Source organism: Sulfitobacter sp. EhC04 (genome assembly GCF_001650875.1).
GTDB lineage: Bacteria > Pseudomonadota > Alphaproteobacteria > Rhodobacterales > Rhodobacteraceae > Sulfitobacter.
Map to the genome: position 1 here is coordinate 118,904 of NZ_LXYI01000089.1, position 17,155 is coordinate 136,058.

Consider the following 17,155-nt stretch of genomic DNA (forward strand, 5'->3'; position numbering starts at 1 on the left):
AAGATGAAGTTCGAGGGGAGTTCGGTTGTCATCACCGGTGCAGGCAGTGGCATTGGTGCTGCGATTGCGCGTGCGGCAGCGGCCAAGGGCGCGCGGGTCTGTGTTTCTGACATTGATGGCGACAAGGCCCGGCAGGTCGCAAAGGAGATCGGCGGCATTGCCGTTGCCTGCGATGTCACGGATGAGGCGGCGATACAAAACCTGATCGAAACAGCCAAGGCGGCGCATGGCGCGGTGGACATCTATGTCTCTAACGCGGGGCTTGGGCGGGGCGACCCTTTGCATGCGGCATCCCAGACGAATGCAGATTGGACGCTGAACTGGAACGTGCATGTGATGGCCCATGTCTATGCCGCCCGCGCGTTACTGCCCGAGATGATTGCGCGCGGCAGTGGTCATCTTGTCAACGTGGCCTCGGCGGCGGGGCTGTTGAACCAGATTGGCGATGCCGCCTATTCAGCGACAAAACACGCTGCTGTCAGCTTTGCGGAGTCGCTTGCGATCACCCATGGGGCCGATGGCATCGGGGCTTCCGTGGTCTGCCCGCAGTATGTCGCGACGCCCCTGTTGGGAATGAGCGATGCAGACGCGGATCAGGGTGCGTCGCTTTTGACCGCCGATGACGTTGCACAGGCCGTGATCACCGGGGTCGAGGAGGGCCGCTTTCTGATCCTGTCGCACCCTGCCGTTCAGGGATTTGCGGTGCATCGGGCAAAGGATCACGACCGCTGGATTGCCGGTATGCAGGCGCTGCGGGCAAAGGCGCTGGAAACATTTGGCGAAATCAGGGTTCAGGAGTTTTACAAGCTGGTCTGATCGTCGAAAGCAGTGGGCAAGGCGGCAAGGAAAGCCGCCTTGGACATCGCATAGGCTGACAGGATTGGCTGGAGGTCGACCTGGCTGGCCTCGCCCTGCGCGGCGCGGGTTTCACCACTTTGACAGAGATCGGAGAACCTGGTGAATCCCAGGTTCAGCGCGCTGCCCTTAAGCAGATGAAGGTCTTCTTCCACGGATACGGGCGACTGACCGCTGGCCAGCCGCGCTGTCACCTCTTCGACTTCCTCGATGAAAAGCGCGACGATGTCGTCAAAATCTTCTGCCCCGACTTCATCGCGCAGTCTTGTTACCTGATCCCAGTCAATCATTATCCCAGTCAATCATTCACCTGTTCCTCCGGCCCTGGCAGGATGAAGCTCAAAGATGAATAATTTCTTTGCAATCCTGGACCGTTTGACACGGTTTTTACCATTTAGAGCCTCTTAATCTGTCTGGTTCAATGGTGGTGCATTCCGAACCAGATAATGCAGCCGAACCAGAGATCGTAGCAGAAAATGAGGAAATTCACGGCGGCCAGGCCTCCCGAAACGCCGGCCGACAGCCCTGTTTCAAAGACCCGGATCCTGGTCGTCGATGACAGCCGGCTTCAGCGGCGTATTCTGGCGGGTTCATTGGTAAGATGGGGTTACGAGGTCGTCGAGGCGGCCTCGGGCGAGAAAGCGTTGCAGCTTTGCGTCGAAAATCTTCCCGACCTGATCCTGAGCGACTGGATGATGCCCGGCATGACCGGGCTGGAGTTCTGCCGCGCCCTGCGCGATCTACCTGGCGAACAATTCGCCTATTTCATCCTCCTGACCTCCAAGAAAGAAAAGGAAGAGGTGGCGGTGGGCCTGCATTCCGGTGCAGATGACTTCTTGTCGAAGCCCGTGGACAATGCCGAGTTGCGGGCCCGCATCACGGCGGGTGAACGCATTATCAACACGCAGCGGCAGTTGAGCCGCAGCAACCAGATGATCCGCGACACCCTTGCAGAGCTTCAGGGACTTTATGATTCGCTCGACAAGGATCTGCTGGAAGCCAAGAAGCTGCAGCAATCCCTTTTGCCCGAACGGCACAGGGTCTTTCGGGGCGGTACGTTGTCTTTGTTGCTGCGGTCCAGCGGGCATGTCGGTGGCGATCTGGTTGGCTTTTTCGAAGCCGGGCCGCGAAAGCTGGGACTGTTCGGGATAGACGTTTCCGGCCATGGCATCAGCTCTGCGTTAATGACCGCGCGCCTGGCGGGCTACCTTTCTGCGTCGTCTCCCGGTCAGAACGTGGCGCTGACCCCGGACGGTGAGGGCGGCTTTGTTGCCAGGCCCCCGGCACAGGCCATTCAGTCCATCAACGAGCTGGTGCTGAACGAGATGGAGACGGAGCATTACTTTACCCTGATGCTGGCCATAGTCGATCTGGACAGCGGTCTGGTTCAGATTGCGCAGGCGGGGCACCCGCACCCCGTGGTCCGCCGCAAGAACGGTGATATCGAACAGTTTGGCACGGGTGGTTTTCCGGTCGGGCTGATCAGCGGCGTGTCTTATCAGCAATTCGACATTCAGATGCGCGCGGGCGACAGGTTGTTGATCCTGTCGGATGGGTTCACCGAATGCCCCGACCAGACCGGCCAGATGCTGGGCGAAGACGGGCTGGAGGATATCATCGCCAGCCTAGGCGACATGCATGATGAGGCGTTTCTGTCGGGCCTAATGTGGAAATTGTCCGAATACGCAGGCGCGACCGATTTTTCCGACGACCTGTCTGGCATCATGTTCCAGTTGAATGATCCTGCGCTTAGCTGAGCCCAAGGTAACGCTGAAACATCATCCGGTCGCCGTCATTTCCCAGATTTTCGATACATTCGGAGGCAGAGAGCACCAGGGTGACGTGATCCGGCTCTGTCGGCGGGGCCAATTCGCGCACTGGATGGGCGATATAGACCGTACACAGCTTTTCGGCCCAGATGTCATATTCCGGCATGAAGACGAAGCGCCGGAACGCGCCCAGCCGACGGGGTGCCGCGATACGCCATCCGGTTTCCTCCATCACTTCGCGGTGCAGGGCGTGCAGTGGCGATTCGCCCGGATCAATCCCGCCGCCGGGCAGTTGCACGTCGATTTCCGGGGTCACCTGCGCGGTCATCAGGAAACGGGTCTTGAGTGGCAGAATCGCATAGGCCCCCGGCCGCAGACGGTAGAACCGGTTCTTTTGCGGTGGCATGCCCATACGCCTGATCATGACCGTCCCCTTTATCCTCGGGTTGTCGCTCCTATATAGACGCGGTATGCCAAGCGACCCGCGATAAGGAAACCCCCATGACCTCTCCCTCCCTGCCAGGAAACAAGATCGCCTGGGATGACAGCGTATTGCCGTTTCAACTGGACCATTCGAACATCCGTGGCCGCGTGGCCCGTCTGGATGGCGTGCTGGAAGGGGTGCTGCGCCAGCACAATTACCCGCCGCAGGTCGAGGCGCTGGTGGCAGAGATGGCATTGCTGACCGCCCTGATCGGCCAAACGATCAAGCTGCGCTGGAAACTGTCCCTGCAGGTGCAGTCGAAAGGTGCGGTGCGGATGATCGCCACCGATTATTACGCGCCAGAGGCTGACGGCAAATCGGCCCGTATCAGAGCCTATGCCAGTTATGATGCGGATCGGCTGACAGATGCTGCCCCCTTCGAACAGGTGGGTGAAGGGTACTTTGCGATCATGATCGACCAGGGCAAGGGGATGACCCCTTACCAGGGCATTACACCCTTGAGCGGGGGTTCCATTGCGGCCTGCGCCGAGGCATATTTTGCCCAGTCAGAGCAGTTGCCGACCCGGTTCTCGCTCAGCTTTGGCCGCTCTTCCGGCCCGGATGTGGCCGAACACTGGCGCGCGGGTGGTGTGATGCTGCAACATATGCCCAAGGCATCGCCATTTGCGGCCAAGGGCGAAGGCACCGGCGAGGTGTTGCAGGCCCACGACCTTGTCCACGGAGAGGATGAGGAAAACTGGAACCGGGTGAATGTCCTGCTCGATACGGTTGAGGACCTGGAACTGATCGGGCCAAGTGTCCCGCCCACGGATCTTTTGCTGCGGCTGTTTCACGAGGAACAGCCAAGGGTGTTTGATGCGCAGGCCGTTCGTTTTGGCTGTAGCTGTTCCGAGGACAAGGTGCGCCAAAGCCTTTCGATCTATTCGGCCAGGGACATCGAAAAAATGACCACGGATGAGGGGCGAGTCACGGCGGATTGTCAATTTTGCGGTGCCCATTACGATCTCGACCCGGCCACAGTCGGTTTCGAGGCGGAAGGGCAGAATGACAATTGATCAGATTGACCGCATCCGGGCGGCCTTGCTGCATCCGGGCGCGGCGACATCAGATTTCGACCTGAATCCCGATGTGGTCTTGCCCGAGGGGCGTGTGTCGCGCCCCGCCGGGGTTCTGGCACCGATCCAGGTGGTCGATGGTCGGCTGGAACTGTTGTTGACAAAGCGATCCTCGGCTTTGAAGCATCATCCGGGCCAAATATCCTTTCCAGGTGGCAAACAGGACCCAGGTGATGTCGACAGCATTGCGGCCGCACTGCGCGAGGCGCACGAGGAAATCGGCTTGCCACCCGAGAATGTCGAGGTGTTGGGCACGTTGCCGCTTCATGATACGGTCACCAGCTTTGCTGTAACGCCGGTGATCGGCCTGATCAGGGACAGATTTGATATCAGACCAGAGCCCGGCGAAGTGGCAGAGGTGTTTTCCGTTCCGCTGTCGCATGTGCTGGACCCGGCGAATTACCTGGTTCAGTCCCGGCGATGGCGCGGCAGCCTGCGCCATTATTTCACCGTGCCTTACGGGCCCTATTACATTTGGGGCGCAACCGCGCGTATGTTGCGGGAATGGACAGAGCGGATGAAAACCTGATTCCAGCCGATACCGAATGGCTGAAGGACCCCGCCGCGCAAGCGGTCTGCGCCGCTGTTACGGAAGTAGGCTTCAAAATCTATTTCGTGGGGGGGTGCGTGCGAAACGCCTTGCTGGGCGCAGCGGCAAGCGATGTGGATCTGGCGACAGATGCGCGACCCGAAGAAGTTATCGCATTGGTCGAAAAGGCCGGGATGCGGGCCGTTCCGACAGGGATCGACCACGGGACCGTGACTGTTGTGCGGGATGGCGCGGCATTCGAGGTTACGACCTTCCGGCGAGATGTGGAAACGGACGGGCGTCGCGCGGTTGTCGCCTTTTCGAAGGATATCGCAGACGACGCGCGGCGGCGTGATTTCACCATGAACGCGCTTTATGCCTCGCCGCGAGGGTTGGTGGTGGACCCGTTGGGCGGTCTGCCCGACCTTTGGGCGCGGCGTGTACGGTTCATCGAAGATGCCGCCGCCCGCATTCGCGAAGATTACCTTCGCATCCTGCGGTATTTTCGGTTTTCGGCCTATTTTGCGGACCTGTCCGGTGGTTTCGATCATGACACACTGGCGAGCATTTCAGAGAATTTGCCCGGTTTAGAGACACTTTCAGCCGAGAGGGTCGGGCAGGAGATCATCAAGCTGATGGCTGCCCCCGACCCGTCACAGGCTGTCGCCGTCATGAGGGCAATTGGCGTTTTGCACATCGTGCTGCCGGGCTGTGACGACAGGTTTCTGGGGCCTTATGTCCATCTGGAATCGACCTGCGAAATCAGCCCAGATTGGCGTGGCCGGTTTGCCGTTCTGGGTGGCGATGATATGGCGGACCGACTGCGCCTCAGCAAGTCGGATGCGCGACATCTCGCCTTGCTGCATCAGATCGGATGGATGGGTCCGCCCTTGGCCGAAGTCGCCTATCGCCAGGGTCAGGGCATTGCGGAACAGGTGATGTTGATGCGCTGTGCCATGATGGGCGAACCGCCGGAAAGCGGTTGGTTAGAGACGATTGAGATGGCTGCCCAGGCAGAATTTCCAGTCTCTGCCCGTGATCTTATGCCGACATATCAGGGGCCTGCGCTGGGCGCGCGTCTGGAAGAGTTGGAAAGCAAATGGATCGCCTCGGGATTTGCCCTGAGCCGAGAGGCATTGATTGGTACATTTTGAGGTCTCGACAGGCGAGAGATCATCCAATAGATGTAAATGCATAAACTTGGAGGGTTGCAAAATGTACCGCGGGATCTGGTTCAGATAAATCTGACATACCCCACGTCCTGACCGGTTCGCACGGCGCGCCGGTGCATTTTGCTGTTTCTACCTAAGGCCCCTGCCATGTTTCGTTTTTTCGAGAACCTCGTCGACCCTTATGTTTCCTATTCAGAGTCTGACACGCCGCCACGCAGGCTTTGGCCGTTTCTGCGTGAGTATTCCGTCCCTTTCAAAAAGGTTTTCCTGCTCACCGGGATAATGTCCATTATCGTTGCCGCGATCGAGATCGGGCTGATCTATTACATGGGCCGCCTTGTCGATCTGCTGGGCGGCGATCCCGCGCAGATGTGGGCCGATCATGGTGCCGAATTCATCGGCGTTGCGCTGTTCGTGCTGATCCTGCGGCCCCTTTTGCAGGGGTTCGACGTGGCGTTGCTGAACAATGCGATCCTGCCGAATTTTGGCACGCTGATCCGTTGGCGCGCACATCGGCATGTGCTGCGGCAATCCGTCGGCTGGTTTGAAAACGACTTTGCAGGCCGGATCGCCAATCGCATCATGCAGACCCCGCCCGCAGCGGGTGAAGTGGTGTTCCAGGTGTTCGACGCGATGTCCTATGCGCTGGCCTATATGATCGGCGCGGCAATTCTGCTGTCTGCCTCCGATTGGCGCTTGTTAGTGCCGCTTTTGATCTGGTTTGCCCTTTATGGGGCGCTTGTGAAATGGACTGTCACGCGCGTCGGCCCCGCGTCAAAGGCCGCGTCCGATGCGCGGTCCATGGTGACCGGGCGGGTGGTGGATGCCTATACCAACATCCATTCGGTCAAGATGTTCGCGCATCACGACATGGAAGTCAGTTTCGCCAAGGAAGCCATCGAAAAGTCCCGTGTTACTTTCCAGAAGGAGATGCGGATTTTCACGATCATGGATGTCGTTTTGGTGGCCCTGAATGGTGTGTTGATCGTGGGCGTTGTCGGTTGGGCACTCGCGCTCTGGATCGCGGGTGAGGCCAGTGTCGGCGTTGTTGCGGCGGCCTCTGCGCTGACGTTGCGGCTCAATTCCATGACCGGCTGGATCATGTGGGCGCTGTCGTCCTTCTTCCGCGAGCTTGGTGTGGTTGCAGAGGGGATGGAGACGATCGCGCAACCCGTCACCCTGACAGACCAGAAAGATGCCGCGCCCCTGACGCTTGAGCATGGTCGCATCGAAATCAAAGGGTTGTCGCACCATTATGGCCGCCTTTCGGGTGGGTTGAACGACATCTCGCTGACGATCAAACCGGGGGAGCGGATTGGCCTTGTCGGTCGGTCCGGTGCGGGAAAGTCGACATTGGTAAAGCTGTTGCTGCGGTTCTATGACCCGGAGTCGGGCCAGATCCTGATTGACGGGCAGGACATCACAACCGTCCGCCAGGACAGCCTGCGGCGGCAGATCGGGATGGTGCAGCAGGACAGTTCTCTGCTGCATCGGTCGGTGCGCGACAATATCGTCTACGGCAACCCCGACGCATCCGAAGCGCAGATGATTGCGGCGTCGCAACAGGCGCAGGCGCATGAGTTCATCCAGGATCTCAGCGACCCCGAAGGGCGGCGCGGTTATGATTCGCGTGTGGGAGAGCGTGGCGTGAAGCTGTCCGGCGGGCAGCGTCAGCGGATCACGCTGGCCCGCGTGATCCTGAAAGATGCGCCGATTCTGTTGCTGGACGAGGCGACAAGCGCGCTTGACAGCGAGGTGGAGGCGGCGATCCAGGAAACGCTCTATGGCATGATGGCGGGCAAGACGGTAATCGCGATTGCACACCGGCTGTCCACGATTGCGGAAATGGATCGGATTATCGTTCTGGACCAGGGGGTTATCGTCGAAGATGGAACTCATGACGCGCTTTTGGCGCAAGGAGGACTATATGCAGATTTCTGGAACCGCCAGTCCGGCGGCTTTCTGGCGATGGATATGGAAGAGACCCCCGCGTGAGACTTGCCAACTGGATCGACCCGTTTTCAAAAAGCGATAGCCCGCCGCCGCGGCACCTGATGGGATTCTTCCGCTGGACGCTCAAGGGGTCCGGCCCGGCGCTGACCACTGCCGGCATCCTGTCGATCCTCGCCGGGGTGGTCGAGGTGATGGCGGCGTTGATCCTTGGCATGGTGGTGGATGCGGCGTTGTCATCTGACGCGGGATCGGTGTTTCAGGATCAGTCGGGCATCCTGCTGATGTCGCTGGGGTTCTTCGTGGTCCTGCGCCCGGCGATCTTTGGCGTCAGTTCCTTCATGCAGTCCATCGTCATCGGGCCGAATGTGTTCAACCTCGTCCTGTCGCGGCTGCATCGCTACACGCTGGGGCAGGCCGTTACCTTCTTTGACAACGATTTTGCCGGGCGCATTTCGCAAAAGGAAATGCAGACCGGACGCGCCCTGACCGATGTGGTGATCGAGATGATCCATACAGTGCTCTTTGCGCTGGCGTCCTTTGTCGGGGCGGTGATGCTGCTGGGCACTGTGGATTGGCGCATCGCACTGGGGTTGGTGGCGTGGATGGGCGGTTATGTTCTGTTGATCCGCCGCTACATGCCGCTTGTCCGGACCCGGTCAAAGGCGCGCGCCGCTGCCCGTGCGATGGTGACAGGGCAGGTGGTCGACACGATCACCAATATCAAGACGGTCAAGCTGTTTGCCCATGCCGAGCATGAGGACCGCGCCGCGCTGGGCGCGATGAGCAGGTTTCGCGATACCTCGCTGGCCTTTGGCAAGGTCAGCGTGTCGTTCCGGTTCTGGCTGATGACGATTGCAGGCTTGCTGCCCGTGCTGCTGGTGGGTGGGGCGCTGTGGTACTGGTCGCTGGGGCTGGTCACCGCAGGCGATATCGCCGCCACCGGTGCCGTGTCGCTGCGGCTGGCGCAGATGACGGGCTGGGTCAGTTTCACACTGATGGCGCTTTACGCCAACCTGGGCGAGGTTGAGGACGGCATGCGCACCCTGACGCCGGCACAGACCCTTCTGGATGCCAGGGACGCGACCGAGCTTGAGGTGTCGCAGGGCGATATCGTCTTTGACGATGTGCGCTATACCTACGGGCGTGGTGGCGGTGGTGTCGAGCATATGTCACTGAGCCTTGCGCCGGGCGAAAAACTGGGCGTGGTTGGCGCATCGGGTGCGGGAAAATCCAGTTTGGTTTCGCTTCTTTTGCGGCTCTATCCCTTGGAAAAGGGCCGTATTCTGATCGACGGTCAGGACATTGCACATGTGACGCAGGAAAGCCTGCGGCGGCAGATCGGGATGGTTACGCAGGAAACCGCGATGTTCAACCGCTCTGCCTTTGACAACATCAGGTATGGCAAGCCTGACGCCACCCGCGAAGAGGTGATCGCCGCCGCGCGCAAGGCCGAGGCGCATGAGTTCATCGAGATCATGCAGGACCACAAGGGCCGCAAGGGATACGACGCGCATCTGGGCGAACGGGGTGTCAAGCTTTCGGGTGGTCAGCGCCAGCGGATCGCCCTGGCCCGTGCCATTCTCAAGGATGCACCGATCCTGGTGCTGGATGAAGCGACCAGCGCGCTCGACAGTGAGGTCGAAGCGTCGATCCAGTCTGCGCTGACCCGTGTGATGGAGGGCAAGACGGTATTGGCCGTGGCGCACCGCCTGTCCACGCTGACAGATATGGATCGCATCGTCGTGATGGACGCGGGCAGGATCGTCGAAGAGGGGACGCATGAGAGCCTTTTGGCCGAAGATGGGCTTTATGCCCGCTATTGGCATCGGCAGTCTGGCGGGTTCCTTGGTCTGAAGGCGGCGGAATAGGCCCTTTTTCTATGCCCGTGCACAGGATATGGCGCAGGTATGACAGAGCATCAGATCATTCGTTTGGGTCACCACGGTGACGGTATCGCCACCGGCCCGATTTATGCGCCCATGACCCTGCCGGGTGAGGTCGTATCCGGCGAGGTCGTGGGAGAGACGCTTGCCAATGTCAGGATCGTGACGCCGTCAGATCGGCGCGTGTCGCCGCCCTGCCGCCATTACAAGTCCTGTGGCGGGTGTCAGTTGCAGCATGCCTCGGATGATTTTGTCGCGGAGTGGAAGCAGGAGTTCGTCCGGATTTCATTGAATGCTCACGGGTTGGAGACTGAATTTCGCCCTATCGTGACCTCTCCGCCGCAGTCGCGCCGCAGGGCTGTATTTGCCGCGCGCCGCACCAAGAAGGGCGCCATGGCCGGTTTCCATGGCCGGGCGTCCGACGTGATCATCGAGATTCCCGACTGCAAGCTGCTACATCCCGATCTTATGGCCGGATTGGCCATCGCGGAACGGCTGGCCATGATCGGCACCAGCCGCAAGGCGGCCCTGGCCGTTACAGTCACCCAAAGCGATGTGGGGCTGGATGTTGCCGTGGCGCAGGGCAAACCGCTTGATGGGCCGTTGCGTCAGACGCTGGCGCAAGTGACCGAGGAGCTTGGGCTGGCGCGGTTGAGCTGGGAAAATGAGACGGTCGCGATGCGCGTGCCCCCGATCCAGCATTTCGGCAGGGCCGACGTGACGCCGCCGCCGGGCGCGTTCCTGCAGGCCACCAAAGAGGGTGAAGCGGCGCTTTGCGATGCGGTCAGGGACGCGGTTGGCCCGGCGGCCCGGATTGCCGACCTTTTCGCCGGATGCGGGACCTTTACACTTCCCCTGGCGGAAAAAGCCAGTGTCATGGCGGTGGAAAGCGAAGCAGAGATGCTGGAAGCGCTTGATCACGGCTGGCGCATGGCCGGGGGGCTGAAACCGGTCACAACGCAGGCGCGCGATCTTTACCGGCGTCCGATGCTGCCGGATGAACTGGCCAGGATGGATGCCATCGTGCTGGACCCACCGCGCGCGGGGGCGGAGCGGCAGGTGGCCGAAATCATCCTGACAAAAGTGCCTCGAATTGCTTATGTTTCGTGCAATCCGGTGACTTTTGCGCGCGATGCCGCAATGTTGGTGGGCGGTGGATATTCGCTGGACTGGGTACAGGTCGTGGACCAGTTTCGCTGGTCGTCGCATGTCGAACTTGCCGCGTGTTTTTCAAGATAGCGCCTGCCGCTGGCGCTGGTGCCGCAGTGCGAAATTTCTTGTGACTCACCACTTTTTGAACAAAGCATTTTTTGGTATGTGATAGCGGGGACCAAAGATACATTTGACCCGTCAGGCAGGATCGAAAACAGATGAAACGCAGAACACTTATTCTGGGCGGCACCGCGCTAGTGGCGCTGGGTGCCTGTAGCAACAGCAAGTTCAAACGGTATAATGGCCCCGAAGTCACCTACGTCGTGGTGAACAAGAGTGATCGCAAGATGTGGCTGCTGCATCATGACCGGGTGCTGGAAGAGTATCCGATTTTGCTCGGGTTTGCTCCGGTTGGCCACAAGACGGTCGAAGGCGACGGCAAGACACCTGAAGGCACCTACATCATCGACCGCCGCAATCCGAACAGCCGTTTCCACCTGTCGATTGGTATTTCCTATCCGAATGACGAGGACCGCAGGCGCGCGGCAGAGCTGGGTCAGAAGCCCGGCGGCGATATCTTTATCCATGGCCAGAAAGTGCCCACGCGCAAGGACAAAAGCGATTGGACATGGGGCTGCATCTCTGTGCGGAACAAGGAGATGGAAGATATCTATGCGATGGTTCGGGACGGCACGCCGATCCTTCTGAACCCGTGAGGCCGCGTGGGTGGTGGGGGATGAGTGACCAAAGGCCCTAGTTGCCCATCACCATCGTCCACCAAATCTTGCCACCCGGTTCCTGAAACCAGGAAAATCCCATGTTGCGCGCGTCCGGCGACATGATGACGCGGCGGGTGTCCGGTTGCTCCATCCAGGCTGCAAGAGTCTCCAGTTCCGATTCGTAAGTCTCTGAAATTGTTTCGCCAATCAGGTGCCCGGTATAGCCGACGCGGGCGATCCGGTCGATTGGGGAGGAGCCGTCAGAACCGAAATGCCAGGGACGGTTTTGCACCGACATGTCACGGGAATGCGTAGCGGCAGCGGCGTTCAGTTGCGGGTTCAGTTCTACGGGCGCTTGCCCGGCAGCGCTGCGCAGGGCATTGACGGAATCAAGCATTCTGAACTGGATCTTGCCAGTTTCGCCAGCGCGAATACGATAGGCCTTGGGCAGCGGTTTGCCGTCGGTGCCAATTTGGGGGGCGACAGGCGCACAGGCAGACAGGGCGAGGCAGAACGCCATCAGAATGGACAGAATACGGATCACGGCATAGCTCCACGTGTTTGTTTCGCCCCTCCTACAGCGGACAGCGTTGCAGTTCAAACGCACATCGGCGTTACCTTGCCTGATGACGGGTCTTTGATTTGATACTGAGGCTTTAGGGTCATATATCGGGAAGAATCTCAAAATACCTTTTTGATGGAGACATGATAATGTCCGACAAGCACCATAAGTTCAGCAGCCGTCGGGCTTTCCTTGCAGGATCCGCCGCTCTGATCGCATCGCCCGCTTTGGCACAGACTTCGTCAAGCGTGAATTCCGAGGCGACGACCCAGACCGAACGTGACCTTACAGAGACAGTCCGCCGCAACATCTCCAGCTTCCGCACGCTGGATTGGCGCCCCTATTTCGACAACACCCGCAATGGTGCGGTCCTGGTCGATATCGACAGTCGTGCGGTGCACTACTGGTCAGAAGACCAGAGCATCTACAAGCTTTACCCCTCGTCCGTTCCCCTGACGGAGGACCTGACGCGCCGTGGCCGGACAAGTGTTGTGCAAAAGGTCGAAGGGCCAAGCTGGCGGCCAACGCCCTCCATGCTTCAGCGTAATCCGGAGTGGCCTGAATACATCGGACCGGGCCCGGATAACCCCCTTGGTACGCACGCGCTGTACCTGAGCTGGACCTACTACCGGATCCACGGCACCCACGACACGCGCAAGATCGGGCGCCGTTCGTCGAATGGCTGTATTGGTCTTTATAATGAACATATTGCGGAATTGTTCGGCATGACCAAGGTCGGCACGCAGGTGTTGCTTATTTGACGACATTTCAGGACTTGTAAGACGCAAAAACGGAATCCGGGTTTGCAATCCCCCGGTTATGCTGTTTAGAAAGTTTTACGAGGTAAGTCTTGGGTGCGTGCGTGCACAATTGTGCAACACGCCTTTTCTGGAGGTTATACTATGAAAAAACTCGTTCTCGCCGCTGCTCTGACAGCCGCTGCATCGACTGCTTATGCTGGTTCGCTGGCTGAGCCGATCGTGGAAGCACCCGTCATCGTTGAAGAAGCATCTTCTTCTTCTTCCGGTGTTCTGGTTCCTCTGCTGCTGCTGGCTGTTGTTGCCGCTGCTGTTGCTGCTGACTAATCCAGCGCGACGTCTAAATCGAAAAAGGCGGTGTTCTGCACCGCCTTTTTTGCGTTTTGAGGGATGTTTGTGACAAGGGCAATTCGCCCCGCCTGCGACGCCACTTCAGGCGTTTAGTCCAGCCAGCCCTGGAGATTTTCCTGAACCGCGTTTGACAGCGCCGCGATATGCGCCTCGTCATCGTTCAGGCATGGGATATAGGTAAAGCCTTCACCCCCCGCCTCTACAAAGCTTTCCTTGATCTCTTCGTTGATCTCTTCCAGCGTTTCGATGCAATCCGCTGAAAAGGCGGGTGCGCAGACGGCAATGTTCATGTTGCCTGCCTTGGCCTGCCGGGCGACCTCTTCCACTGTGTAGGGTTGCAACCATTCCTCGGGGCCGAATTTTGACTGGAATGTCGTCATGATCCGGGTGTCACCCCAACCCAGCCGCTCTTTCAACAGACGTGTCGTTTTCTGGCATTGGCAATGGTAGGGGTCGCCTTCCATCAGATAGCGGATGGGGACACCGTGGTAGGAGCAGATCAGAATATCGGGGCGTTTTTCCGCGGCGGCATAGGCCCGTTCAATGGACTGCGCGAGCGCCTCAATATAGTCCGGGCGGTCGAAGTAGGGTTCGACGACCCGCGCGACCGGCTGCCATTTTTCCTTGCCCAACGCGGCAAAGAACGCATCGCAGGCCGTGGCCGAAGTTGCACCCGCGTATTGCGGATATAGCGGGAAGAACAGGATCTTGGTACACCCTGCCGCAGTCATTGCCGCAACCTTCGATTGCGTTGACGGGTTTCCGTAACGCATGCAGAAATCCACCATCACATCGTCGCCGTAGCGTTCTTTCAGGGCCGTCGCCAACTTTGCGGTCTGCGCCTTGGTGATGGTCATCAACGGGCTTTCACCGGCCTCCTCGTTCCAGATGCTTTTGTAGGCGGCACCGCTGGTGAAGGGGCGTTTGCTGAGGATGATGAGTTGCAGCAGCGGCTGCCAGAGCCATGGGGAATAGTCGATGACCCGGCGATCGGACAGGAATTCGCCCAGGTAGCGGCGCATCGACCAGTAGTCATAATTGTCAGGCGTGCCTAGGTTCGCCAACAGGATTCCGACACGTTCCTTGCGGACAGCGGGATGGTCATCGTTGGCATGTTGCGGGCGCGCGGCTTGCATAGATCTGTCCTTGGTCAACCGTATCGTGCTGAAATAACCGGTTTCACCACAGGGTCAATTGCGCAACTTTGTCTCAGCCGTGTTCAGGGCATCCGCCAGACGCTGTTGCGCGGAACCGGGCCGCAGTGGTTTCTGCTGGCTTTCGTCGGGTGCCCATCCGGTCAGGAATATCAATTCAAAGGTGGCAGTCACGCGGCCCTCGCCATCGTTGAAATGGTTTTGATAGAGGTCTGCGGCGGTCTCGAACACGGCACGGGCGGTCGGCTGTCGCAGGCGCGCAAACAGGGCGTTGGTCTCTCCCATGGCGCGCAGGTCGCGCATCAGCGCCCAGGCGTCCCGGTAGGACACCGTCAGCGGCAGTGCATCTGCCACCGGCAGAGCAAATCCGGCCCGTTGCAGCAGCCCGCCCATGTCACGCAGTTCGGCCATGGGTGCCACGCGCGGCGACATCCCACCTGTAACCGAGGCTTCGGCCTGGCCCAGACAGGCGCGCAATTCCTGCAAGGTCTGCCCACCAAACGCGGCAGAGACAAACAGACCGTCCGCGCTCAGCGCCCGGCGGCACTGGATCAGCTGTCCGACGGGGTCGTTGGACCAATGCAGTGACATCCCGTGGATCACGAGGTCATGCGCGCCAACCTCCAGCGACAGGACCTCCGAGGCGGGAACAACTGTCGCTTCCGGCAGCAGGTCACCCCAGATGGCGGGGAAATCCGTGACCACGGCCGGTGCGGTAAAGGACTTGTTAACCATCCCGAGCCGATCCTGAATCTCGTCGATCGCCTGTTGATGCAGGAACAGCGCCTCGGGCGTTGCGCGCGCGCGGCGAAAAGCCAGTGCAGTCAGATCAGTCAGGGGCGTTGGCGTGGTCATGGGAGGTCAATATGCCGTTGTTGGAAAGACTGCAAACCGGGTTGAACGCCATCTATCCGGCGCGCTGTCTGGCTTGCGGTGGCATCGTGGACAGTGATTTTGGTCTTTGTGGCCCATGTTGGCGGGACACGTCGTTCATAGGCGGCACGATTTGCGACCAATGTGGCGTGCCATTGCCCGGTGTGTCAGGGGGCGACGTCTTGTCCTGCGATTCCTGCCTGCAAAGCCCGCGCCCCTGGGTCCAGGGGCGCGCGGCGCTGTTGTACGTCAACACGGGGCGCAAACTGGTCCTGGCGCTGAAACACGGGGACCGCCAGGAAATCGCGCGGCCCGCCGGGCGTTGGATGACCACGGCGGCAAAACCTGTGCTGCATCCCGATACGCTGTTTGCCCCGATCCCGCTGCACTGGCAACGCAGGCTCAGGCGCAGGTACAATCAGTCGGCTTTGCTGGCCCGCGCGATGGCACGGGAATCGGGGCATTCCTGCTGCGTCGATCTGCTTTTACGGTATCGCGCGACACCTTCGCTGGACGGTCTGGGAAGGGAGGAAAGGCGCAGAGCCCTGGAAAACGCCATCCGCCTCAATCCGGCGCATCTGGACATGGTCCGCGACCGACCGGTGCTGCTGGTGGACGATGTGATGACCTCTGGCGCGACATTGGCCGCCGCAACGGAGGCCTGTCTTTCAGCAGGATCGGGACCTGTTTGTGTGGTAACACTGGCGCGCGTGGCCAAAGACACCTAAATCCCTTTCAAGCAATACTTGTTGAAAGGGATACGATATGAAACCCGTCGAAATCTACACATCGCCGCTCTGCGGTTTCTGTCATGCCGCCAAACGGTTGCTGAACCAGAAAGGTATCAGCTTTTCCGAGGTGGATGTTTTGGCCAACCCCGACCGCAAACCCGAAATGATCCAGCGGGCAAACGGAGGGCGCACCGTTCCGCAGATATTCATCGGGGAAACCCATGTGGGCGGATGTGACGACCTTTTTGCGCTGGAGCGTGAGGGCAAGCTGGATGGCTTGCTGGCCGCGTGATGCAAGGCGCGATCCTGCAATTAAACGTGTCCGACGACCCAAAGGACAACCTTGGCAAGACGCTTGCGCTGCTTGATGACGCGGTGAGTGCCGGGGCGGAGTTTGTCCTGACACCAGAAGTGACCAATTGCGTGTCGACCAGCCGCAGCCACCAGCAAGACGTACTGATGCACGAGGATGAGGACATCACATTGGCCGCTTTGCGCAAGGCGGCGGCGGATGCGGGCATCTGGTTGCTGATCGGCTCGCTTGGGCTCAAGACCGGGGATCCGGACGGGCGTTTTGCCAATCGGTCCTTTCTGATCGACCCGCAGGGTGGGATCGCGGCGCGATACGACAAGATCCACATGTTCGACGTGCAGATCAACGAGGCTGAGACCTATCGCGAATCGGCGGGCTACCGTCCGGGCACACAGGCGGTGGTGGCCGACACAGCCTTTGGAAAGATCGGGATGAGCGTCTGTTACGATGTCCGGTTTCCGCTGCTCTACAATGAGCTGGCCAGCGCCGGGGCGCAGATCATCACCGTGCCAGCGGCGTTTTCACCGGTGACCGGTGCGGCCCATTGGCACGCGCTGCTCAGGGCGCGGGCGATTGAAACGGGCTGTTTCGTGATTGCCCCAGCGCAGACCGGCAGCCACGCCAGCGCTGCACACAAGACGCGCGATTGCTATGGCCATTCGCTGGTGGTGTCGCCCTGGGGCGAGGTGCTGCTGGATGCAGGCGACACACCCGGCGTTTACACCTTTGCCCTGGATATGGATGATGTTGCAAAGGCGCGGGGCAAGGTCCCCAGCCTGGCAAACGCGCGCATCTTTGATGCGCCAAAGGTGGGTTCTTGA

Annotated in this window: 19 protein-coding genes; 14 read left to right on the forward strand and 5 right to left on the reverse strand. The window is 59.7% G+C overall.

What is annotated here, in order from left to right:
• Positions 1-3 precede the first annotated feature (3 nt).
• Positions 4-816: an SDR family oxidoreductase gene (locus tag A8B82_RS22185; RefSeq protein WP_067297575.1), complete on the forward strand. Its 813-nt coding sequence runs from the start codon at positions 4-6 to the stop codon at positions 814-816.
• Here A8B82_RS22185 and A8B82_RS22190 read toward each other — a convergent pair.
• On the reverse strand, positions 801-1,145 hold the full coding sequence (locus A8B82_RS22190; protein ID WP_067297578.1) for an Hpt domain-containing protein: 345 nt from the start codon (positions 1,143-1,145) through the stop codon (positions 801-803). The genes A8B82_RS22185 and A8B82_RS22190 overlap by 16 nt on opposite strands.
• Before the next feature lie 186 nt (positions 1,146-1,331).
• On the opposite strand from A8B82_RS22190, the gene A8B82_RS22195 reads away from it, so the two are divergent.
• Positions 1,332-2,612, forward strand: a complete 1,281-nt coding sequence (locus A8B82_RS22195) for a PP2C family protein-serine/threonine phosphatase (protein WP_067297581.1) — start codon at positions 1,332-1,334, stop codon at positions 2,610-2,612.
• On the opposite strand, the gene A8B82_RS22200 is transcribed toward A8B82_RS22195, so the two are convergent.
• Positions 2,605-3,048, reverse strand: coding sequence for an NUDIX domain-containing protein (locus tag A8B82_RS22200; protein ID WP_067297584.1), 444 nt, complete (start codon positions 3,046-3,048; stop codon positions 2,605-2,607). The two genes, A8B82_RS22195 and A8B82_RS22200, sit on opposite strands and share 8 nt — an antisense overlap.
• Before the next feature lie 77 nt (positions 3,049-3,125).
• Between A8B82_RS22200 and hslO the strand changes: the two genes are divergently transcribed.
• From hslO to A8B82_RS22235, 7 genes are all read left to right on the forward strand, one after another.
• Positions 3,126-4,124: an Hsp33 family molecular chaperone HslO gene (hslO, locus tag A8B82_RS22205; RefSeq protein WP_067297586.1), complete on the forward strand. Its 999-nt coding sequence runs from the start codon at positions 3,126-3,128 to the stop codon at positions 4,122-4,124.
• Positions 4,114-4,713 carry a CoA pyrophosphatase gene (locus A8B82_RS22210; RefSeq protein WP_067298138.1) on the forward strand — a complete coding sequence of 200 codons (600 nt, stop codon included), beginning with the start codon at positions 4,114-4,116 and terminating at the stop codon, positions 4,711-4,713. The genes hslO and A8B82_RS22210 overlap by 11 nt, the downstream gene beginning before the upstream one ends.
• Positions 4,689-5,867 (forward strand): CCA tRNA nucleotidyltransferase, encoded by a 1,179-nt coding sequence (locus A8B82_RS22215; protein ID WP_067297589.1) that lies wholly within the window; start codon positions 4,689-4,691, stop codon positions 5,865-5,867. Before A8B82_RS22210 ends, A8B82_RS22215 begins: the two co-directional genes overlap by 25 nt.
• 165 nt (positions 5,868-6,032) lie before the next feature.
• Positions 6,033-7,880, forward strand: a complete 1,848-nt coding sequence (locus A8B82_RS22220; RefSeq protein ID WP_067297592.1) for an ABC transporter ATP-binding protein — start codon at positions 6,033-6,035, stop codon at positions 7,878-7,880.
• Positions 7,877-9,706 (forward strand): ABC transporter ATP-binding protein, encoded by a 1,830-nt coding sequence (locus A8B82_RS22225; protein ID WP_067297596.1) that lies wholly within the window; start codon positions 7,877-7,879, stop codon positions 9,704-9,706. The genes A8B82_RS22220 and A8B82_RS22225 overlap by 4 nt, the downstream gene beginning before the upstream one ends.
• Before the next feature lie 39 nt (positions 9,707-9,745).
• The gene (locus tag A8B82_RS22230) at positions 9,746-10,960 is read left to right on the forward strand and encodes a class I SAM-dependent RNA methyltransferase (protein ID WP_067297599.1); all 1,215 of its coding nucleotides are present in this window, start codon (positions 9,746-9,748) and stop codon (positions 10,958-10,960) included.
• Between the two features lie 131 nt (positions 10,961-11,091).
• Entirely contained in the window at positions 11,092-11,589 is a 498-nt protein-coding gene (locus tag A8B82_RS22235) for a L,D-transpeptidase family protein (protein WP_067297602.1), read from the forward strand.
• 37 nt (positions 11,590-11,626) lie between these two features.
• Here the strand turns inward: A8B82_RS22235 and A8B82_RS22240 are convergent, their stop codons facing one another.
• Positions 11,627-12,136 carry a CAP domain-containing protein gene (locus A8B82_RS22240; RefSeq protein ID WP_067297604.1) on the reverse strand — a complete coding sequence of 170 codons (510 nt, stop codon included), beginning with the start codon at positions 12,134-12,136 and terminating at the stop codon, positions 11,627-11,629.
• A 167-nt stretch (positions 12,137-12,303) separates the two neighbouring features.
• Between A8B82_RS22240 and A8B82_RS22245 the strand changes: the two genes are divergently transcribed.
• Positions 12,304-12,915: a L,D-transpeptidase gene (locus A8B82_RS22245; RefSeq protein ID WP_067297606.1), complete on the forward strand. Its 612-nt coding sequence runs from the start codon at positions 12,304-12,306 to the stop codon at positions 12,913-12,915.
• 141 nt (positions 12,916-13,056) lie between these two features.
• Positions 13,057-13,239, forward strand: coding sequence for a hypothetical protein (locus A8B82_RS22250; protein WP_067297608.1), 183 nt, complete (start codon positions 13,057-13,059; stop codon positions 13,237-13,239).
• Positions 13,240-13,352: 113 nt separating this feature from the next.
• Here A8B82_RS22250 and hemH read toward each other — a convergent pair whose 3' ends face one another.
• Positions 13,353-14,399, reverse strand: a complete 1,047-nt coding sequence (hemH, locus tag A8B82_RS22255; RefSeq protein WP_067297610.1) for a ferrochelatase — start codon at positions 14,397-14,399, stop codon at positions 13,353-13,355.
• A gap of 54 nt (positions 14,400-14,453) precedes the next feature.
• Complete coding sequence (locus tag A8B82_RS22260; RefSeq protein WP_067297611.1) at positions 14,454-15,272, reverse strand: SAM-dependent methyltransferase; 819 nt, start codon at positions 15,270-15,272, stop codon at positions 14,454-14,456.
• Positions 15,273-15,283: 11 nt separating this feature from the next.
• On the opposite strand from A8B82_RS22260, the gene A8B82_RS22265 reads away from it, so the two are divergent.
• From A8B82_RS22265 to A8B82_RS22275, 3 genes are read left to right on the forward strand one after another with little or no spacing between them, the layout of a single operon-like run.
• Entirely contained in the window at positions 15,284-16,018 is a 735-nt protein-coding gene (locus A8B82_RS22265; RefSeq protein ID WP_067297613.1) for a ComF family protein, read from the forward strand.
• 37 nt (positions 16,019-16,055) lie between these two features.
• On the forward strand, positions 16,056-16,313 hold the full coding sequence (grxC, locus tag A8B82_RS22270; RefSeq protein WP_067297615.1) for a glutaredoxin 3: 258 nt from the start codon (positions 16,056-16,058) through the stop codon (positions 16,311-16,313).
• Entirely contained in the window at positions 16,313-17,155 is an 843-nt protein-coding gene (locus A8B82_RS22275) for a carbon-nitrogen hydrolase family protein (RefSeq protein ID WP_067297617.1), read from the forward strand. The genes grxC and A8B82_RS22275 overlap by 1 nt, the downstream gene beginning before the upstream one ends.

What these genes read in the sequence shown, in the direction of transcription:
- A8B82_RS22185 (WP_067297575.1), top strand. Translation starts at nt 4, where the DNA reads ATGAAGTTCGAGGGGAGTTCGGTTGTCATCACCGGTGCAGGCAGTGGC.
- A8B82_RS22190 (WP_067297578.1), bottom strand. Translation starts at nt 1,145, where the DNA reads ATGATTGACTGGGATCAGGTAACAAGACTGCGCGATGAAGTCGGGGCA.
- A8B82_RS22195 (WP_067297581.1), top strand. Translation starts at nt 1,332, where the DNA reads ATGAGGAAATTCACGGCGGCCAGGCCTCCCGAAACGCCGGCCGACAGC.
- A8B82_RS22200 (WP_067297584.1), bottom strand. Translation starts at nt 3,048, where the DNA reads ATGATCAGGCGTATGGGCATGCCACCGCAAAAGAACCGGTTCTACCGT.
- hslO (WP_067297586.1), top strand. Translation starts at nt 3,126, where the DNA reads ATGACCTCTCCCTCCCTGCCAGGAAACAAGATCGCCTGGGATGACAGC.
- A8B82_RS22210 (WP_067298138.1), top strand. Translation starts at nt 4,114, where the DNA reads ATGACAATTGATCAGATTGACCGCATCCGGGCGGCCTTGCTGCATCCG.
- A8B82_RS22215 (WP_067297589.1), top strand. Translation starts at nt 4,689, where the DNA reads ATGGACAGAGCGGATGAAAACCTGATTCCAGCCGATACCGAATGGCTG.
- A8B82_RS22220 (WP_067297592.1), top strand. Translation starts at nt 6,033, where the DNA reads ATGTTTCGTTTTTTCGAGAACCTCGTCGACCCTTATGTTTCCTATTCA.
- A8B82_RS22230 (WP_067297599.1), top strand. Translation starts at nt 9,746, where the DNA reads ATGACAGAGCATCAGATCATTCGTTTGGGTCACCACGGTGACGGTATC.
- A8B82_RS22235 (WP_067297602.1), top strand. Translation starts at nt 11,092, where the DNA reads ATGAAACGCAGAACACTTATTCTGGGCGGCACCGCGCTAGTGGCGCTG.
- A8B82_RS22245 (WP_067297606.1), top strand. Translation starts at nt 12,304, where the DNA reads ATGTCCGACAAGCACCATAAGTTCAGCAGCCGTCGGGCTTTCCTTGCA.
- A8B82_RS22250 (WP_067297608.1), top strand. Translation starts at nt 13,057, where the DNA reads ATGAAAAAACTCGTTCTCGCCGCTGCTCTGACAGCCGCTGCATCGACT.
- hemH (WP_067297610.1), bottom strand. Translation starts at nt 14,399, where the DNA reads ATGCAAGCCGCGCGCCCGCAACATGCCAACGATGACCATCCCGCTGTC.
- A8B82_RS22260 (WP_067297611.1), bottom strand. Translation starts at nt 15,272, where the DNA reads ATGACCACGCCAACGCCCCTGACTGATCTGACTGCACTGGCTTTTCGC.
- A8B82_RS22265 (WP_067297613.1), top strand. Translation starts at nt 15,284, where the DNA reads ATGCCGTTGTTGGAAAGACTGCAAACCGGGTTGAACGCCATCTATCCG.
- grxC (WP_067297615.1), top strand. Translation starts at nt 16,056, where the DNA reads ATGAAACCCGTCGAAATCTACACATCGCCGCTCTGCGGTTTCTGTCAT.
- A8B82_RS22275 (WP_067297617.1), top strand. Translation starts at nt 16,313, where the DNA reads ATGCAAGGCGCGATCCTGCAATTAAACGTGTCCGACGACCCAAAGGAC.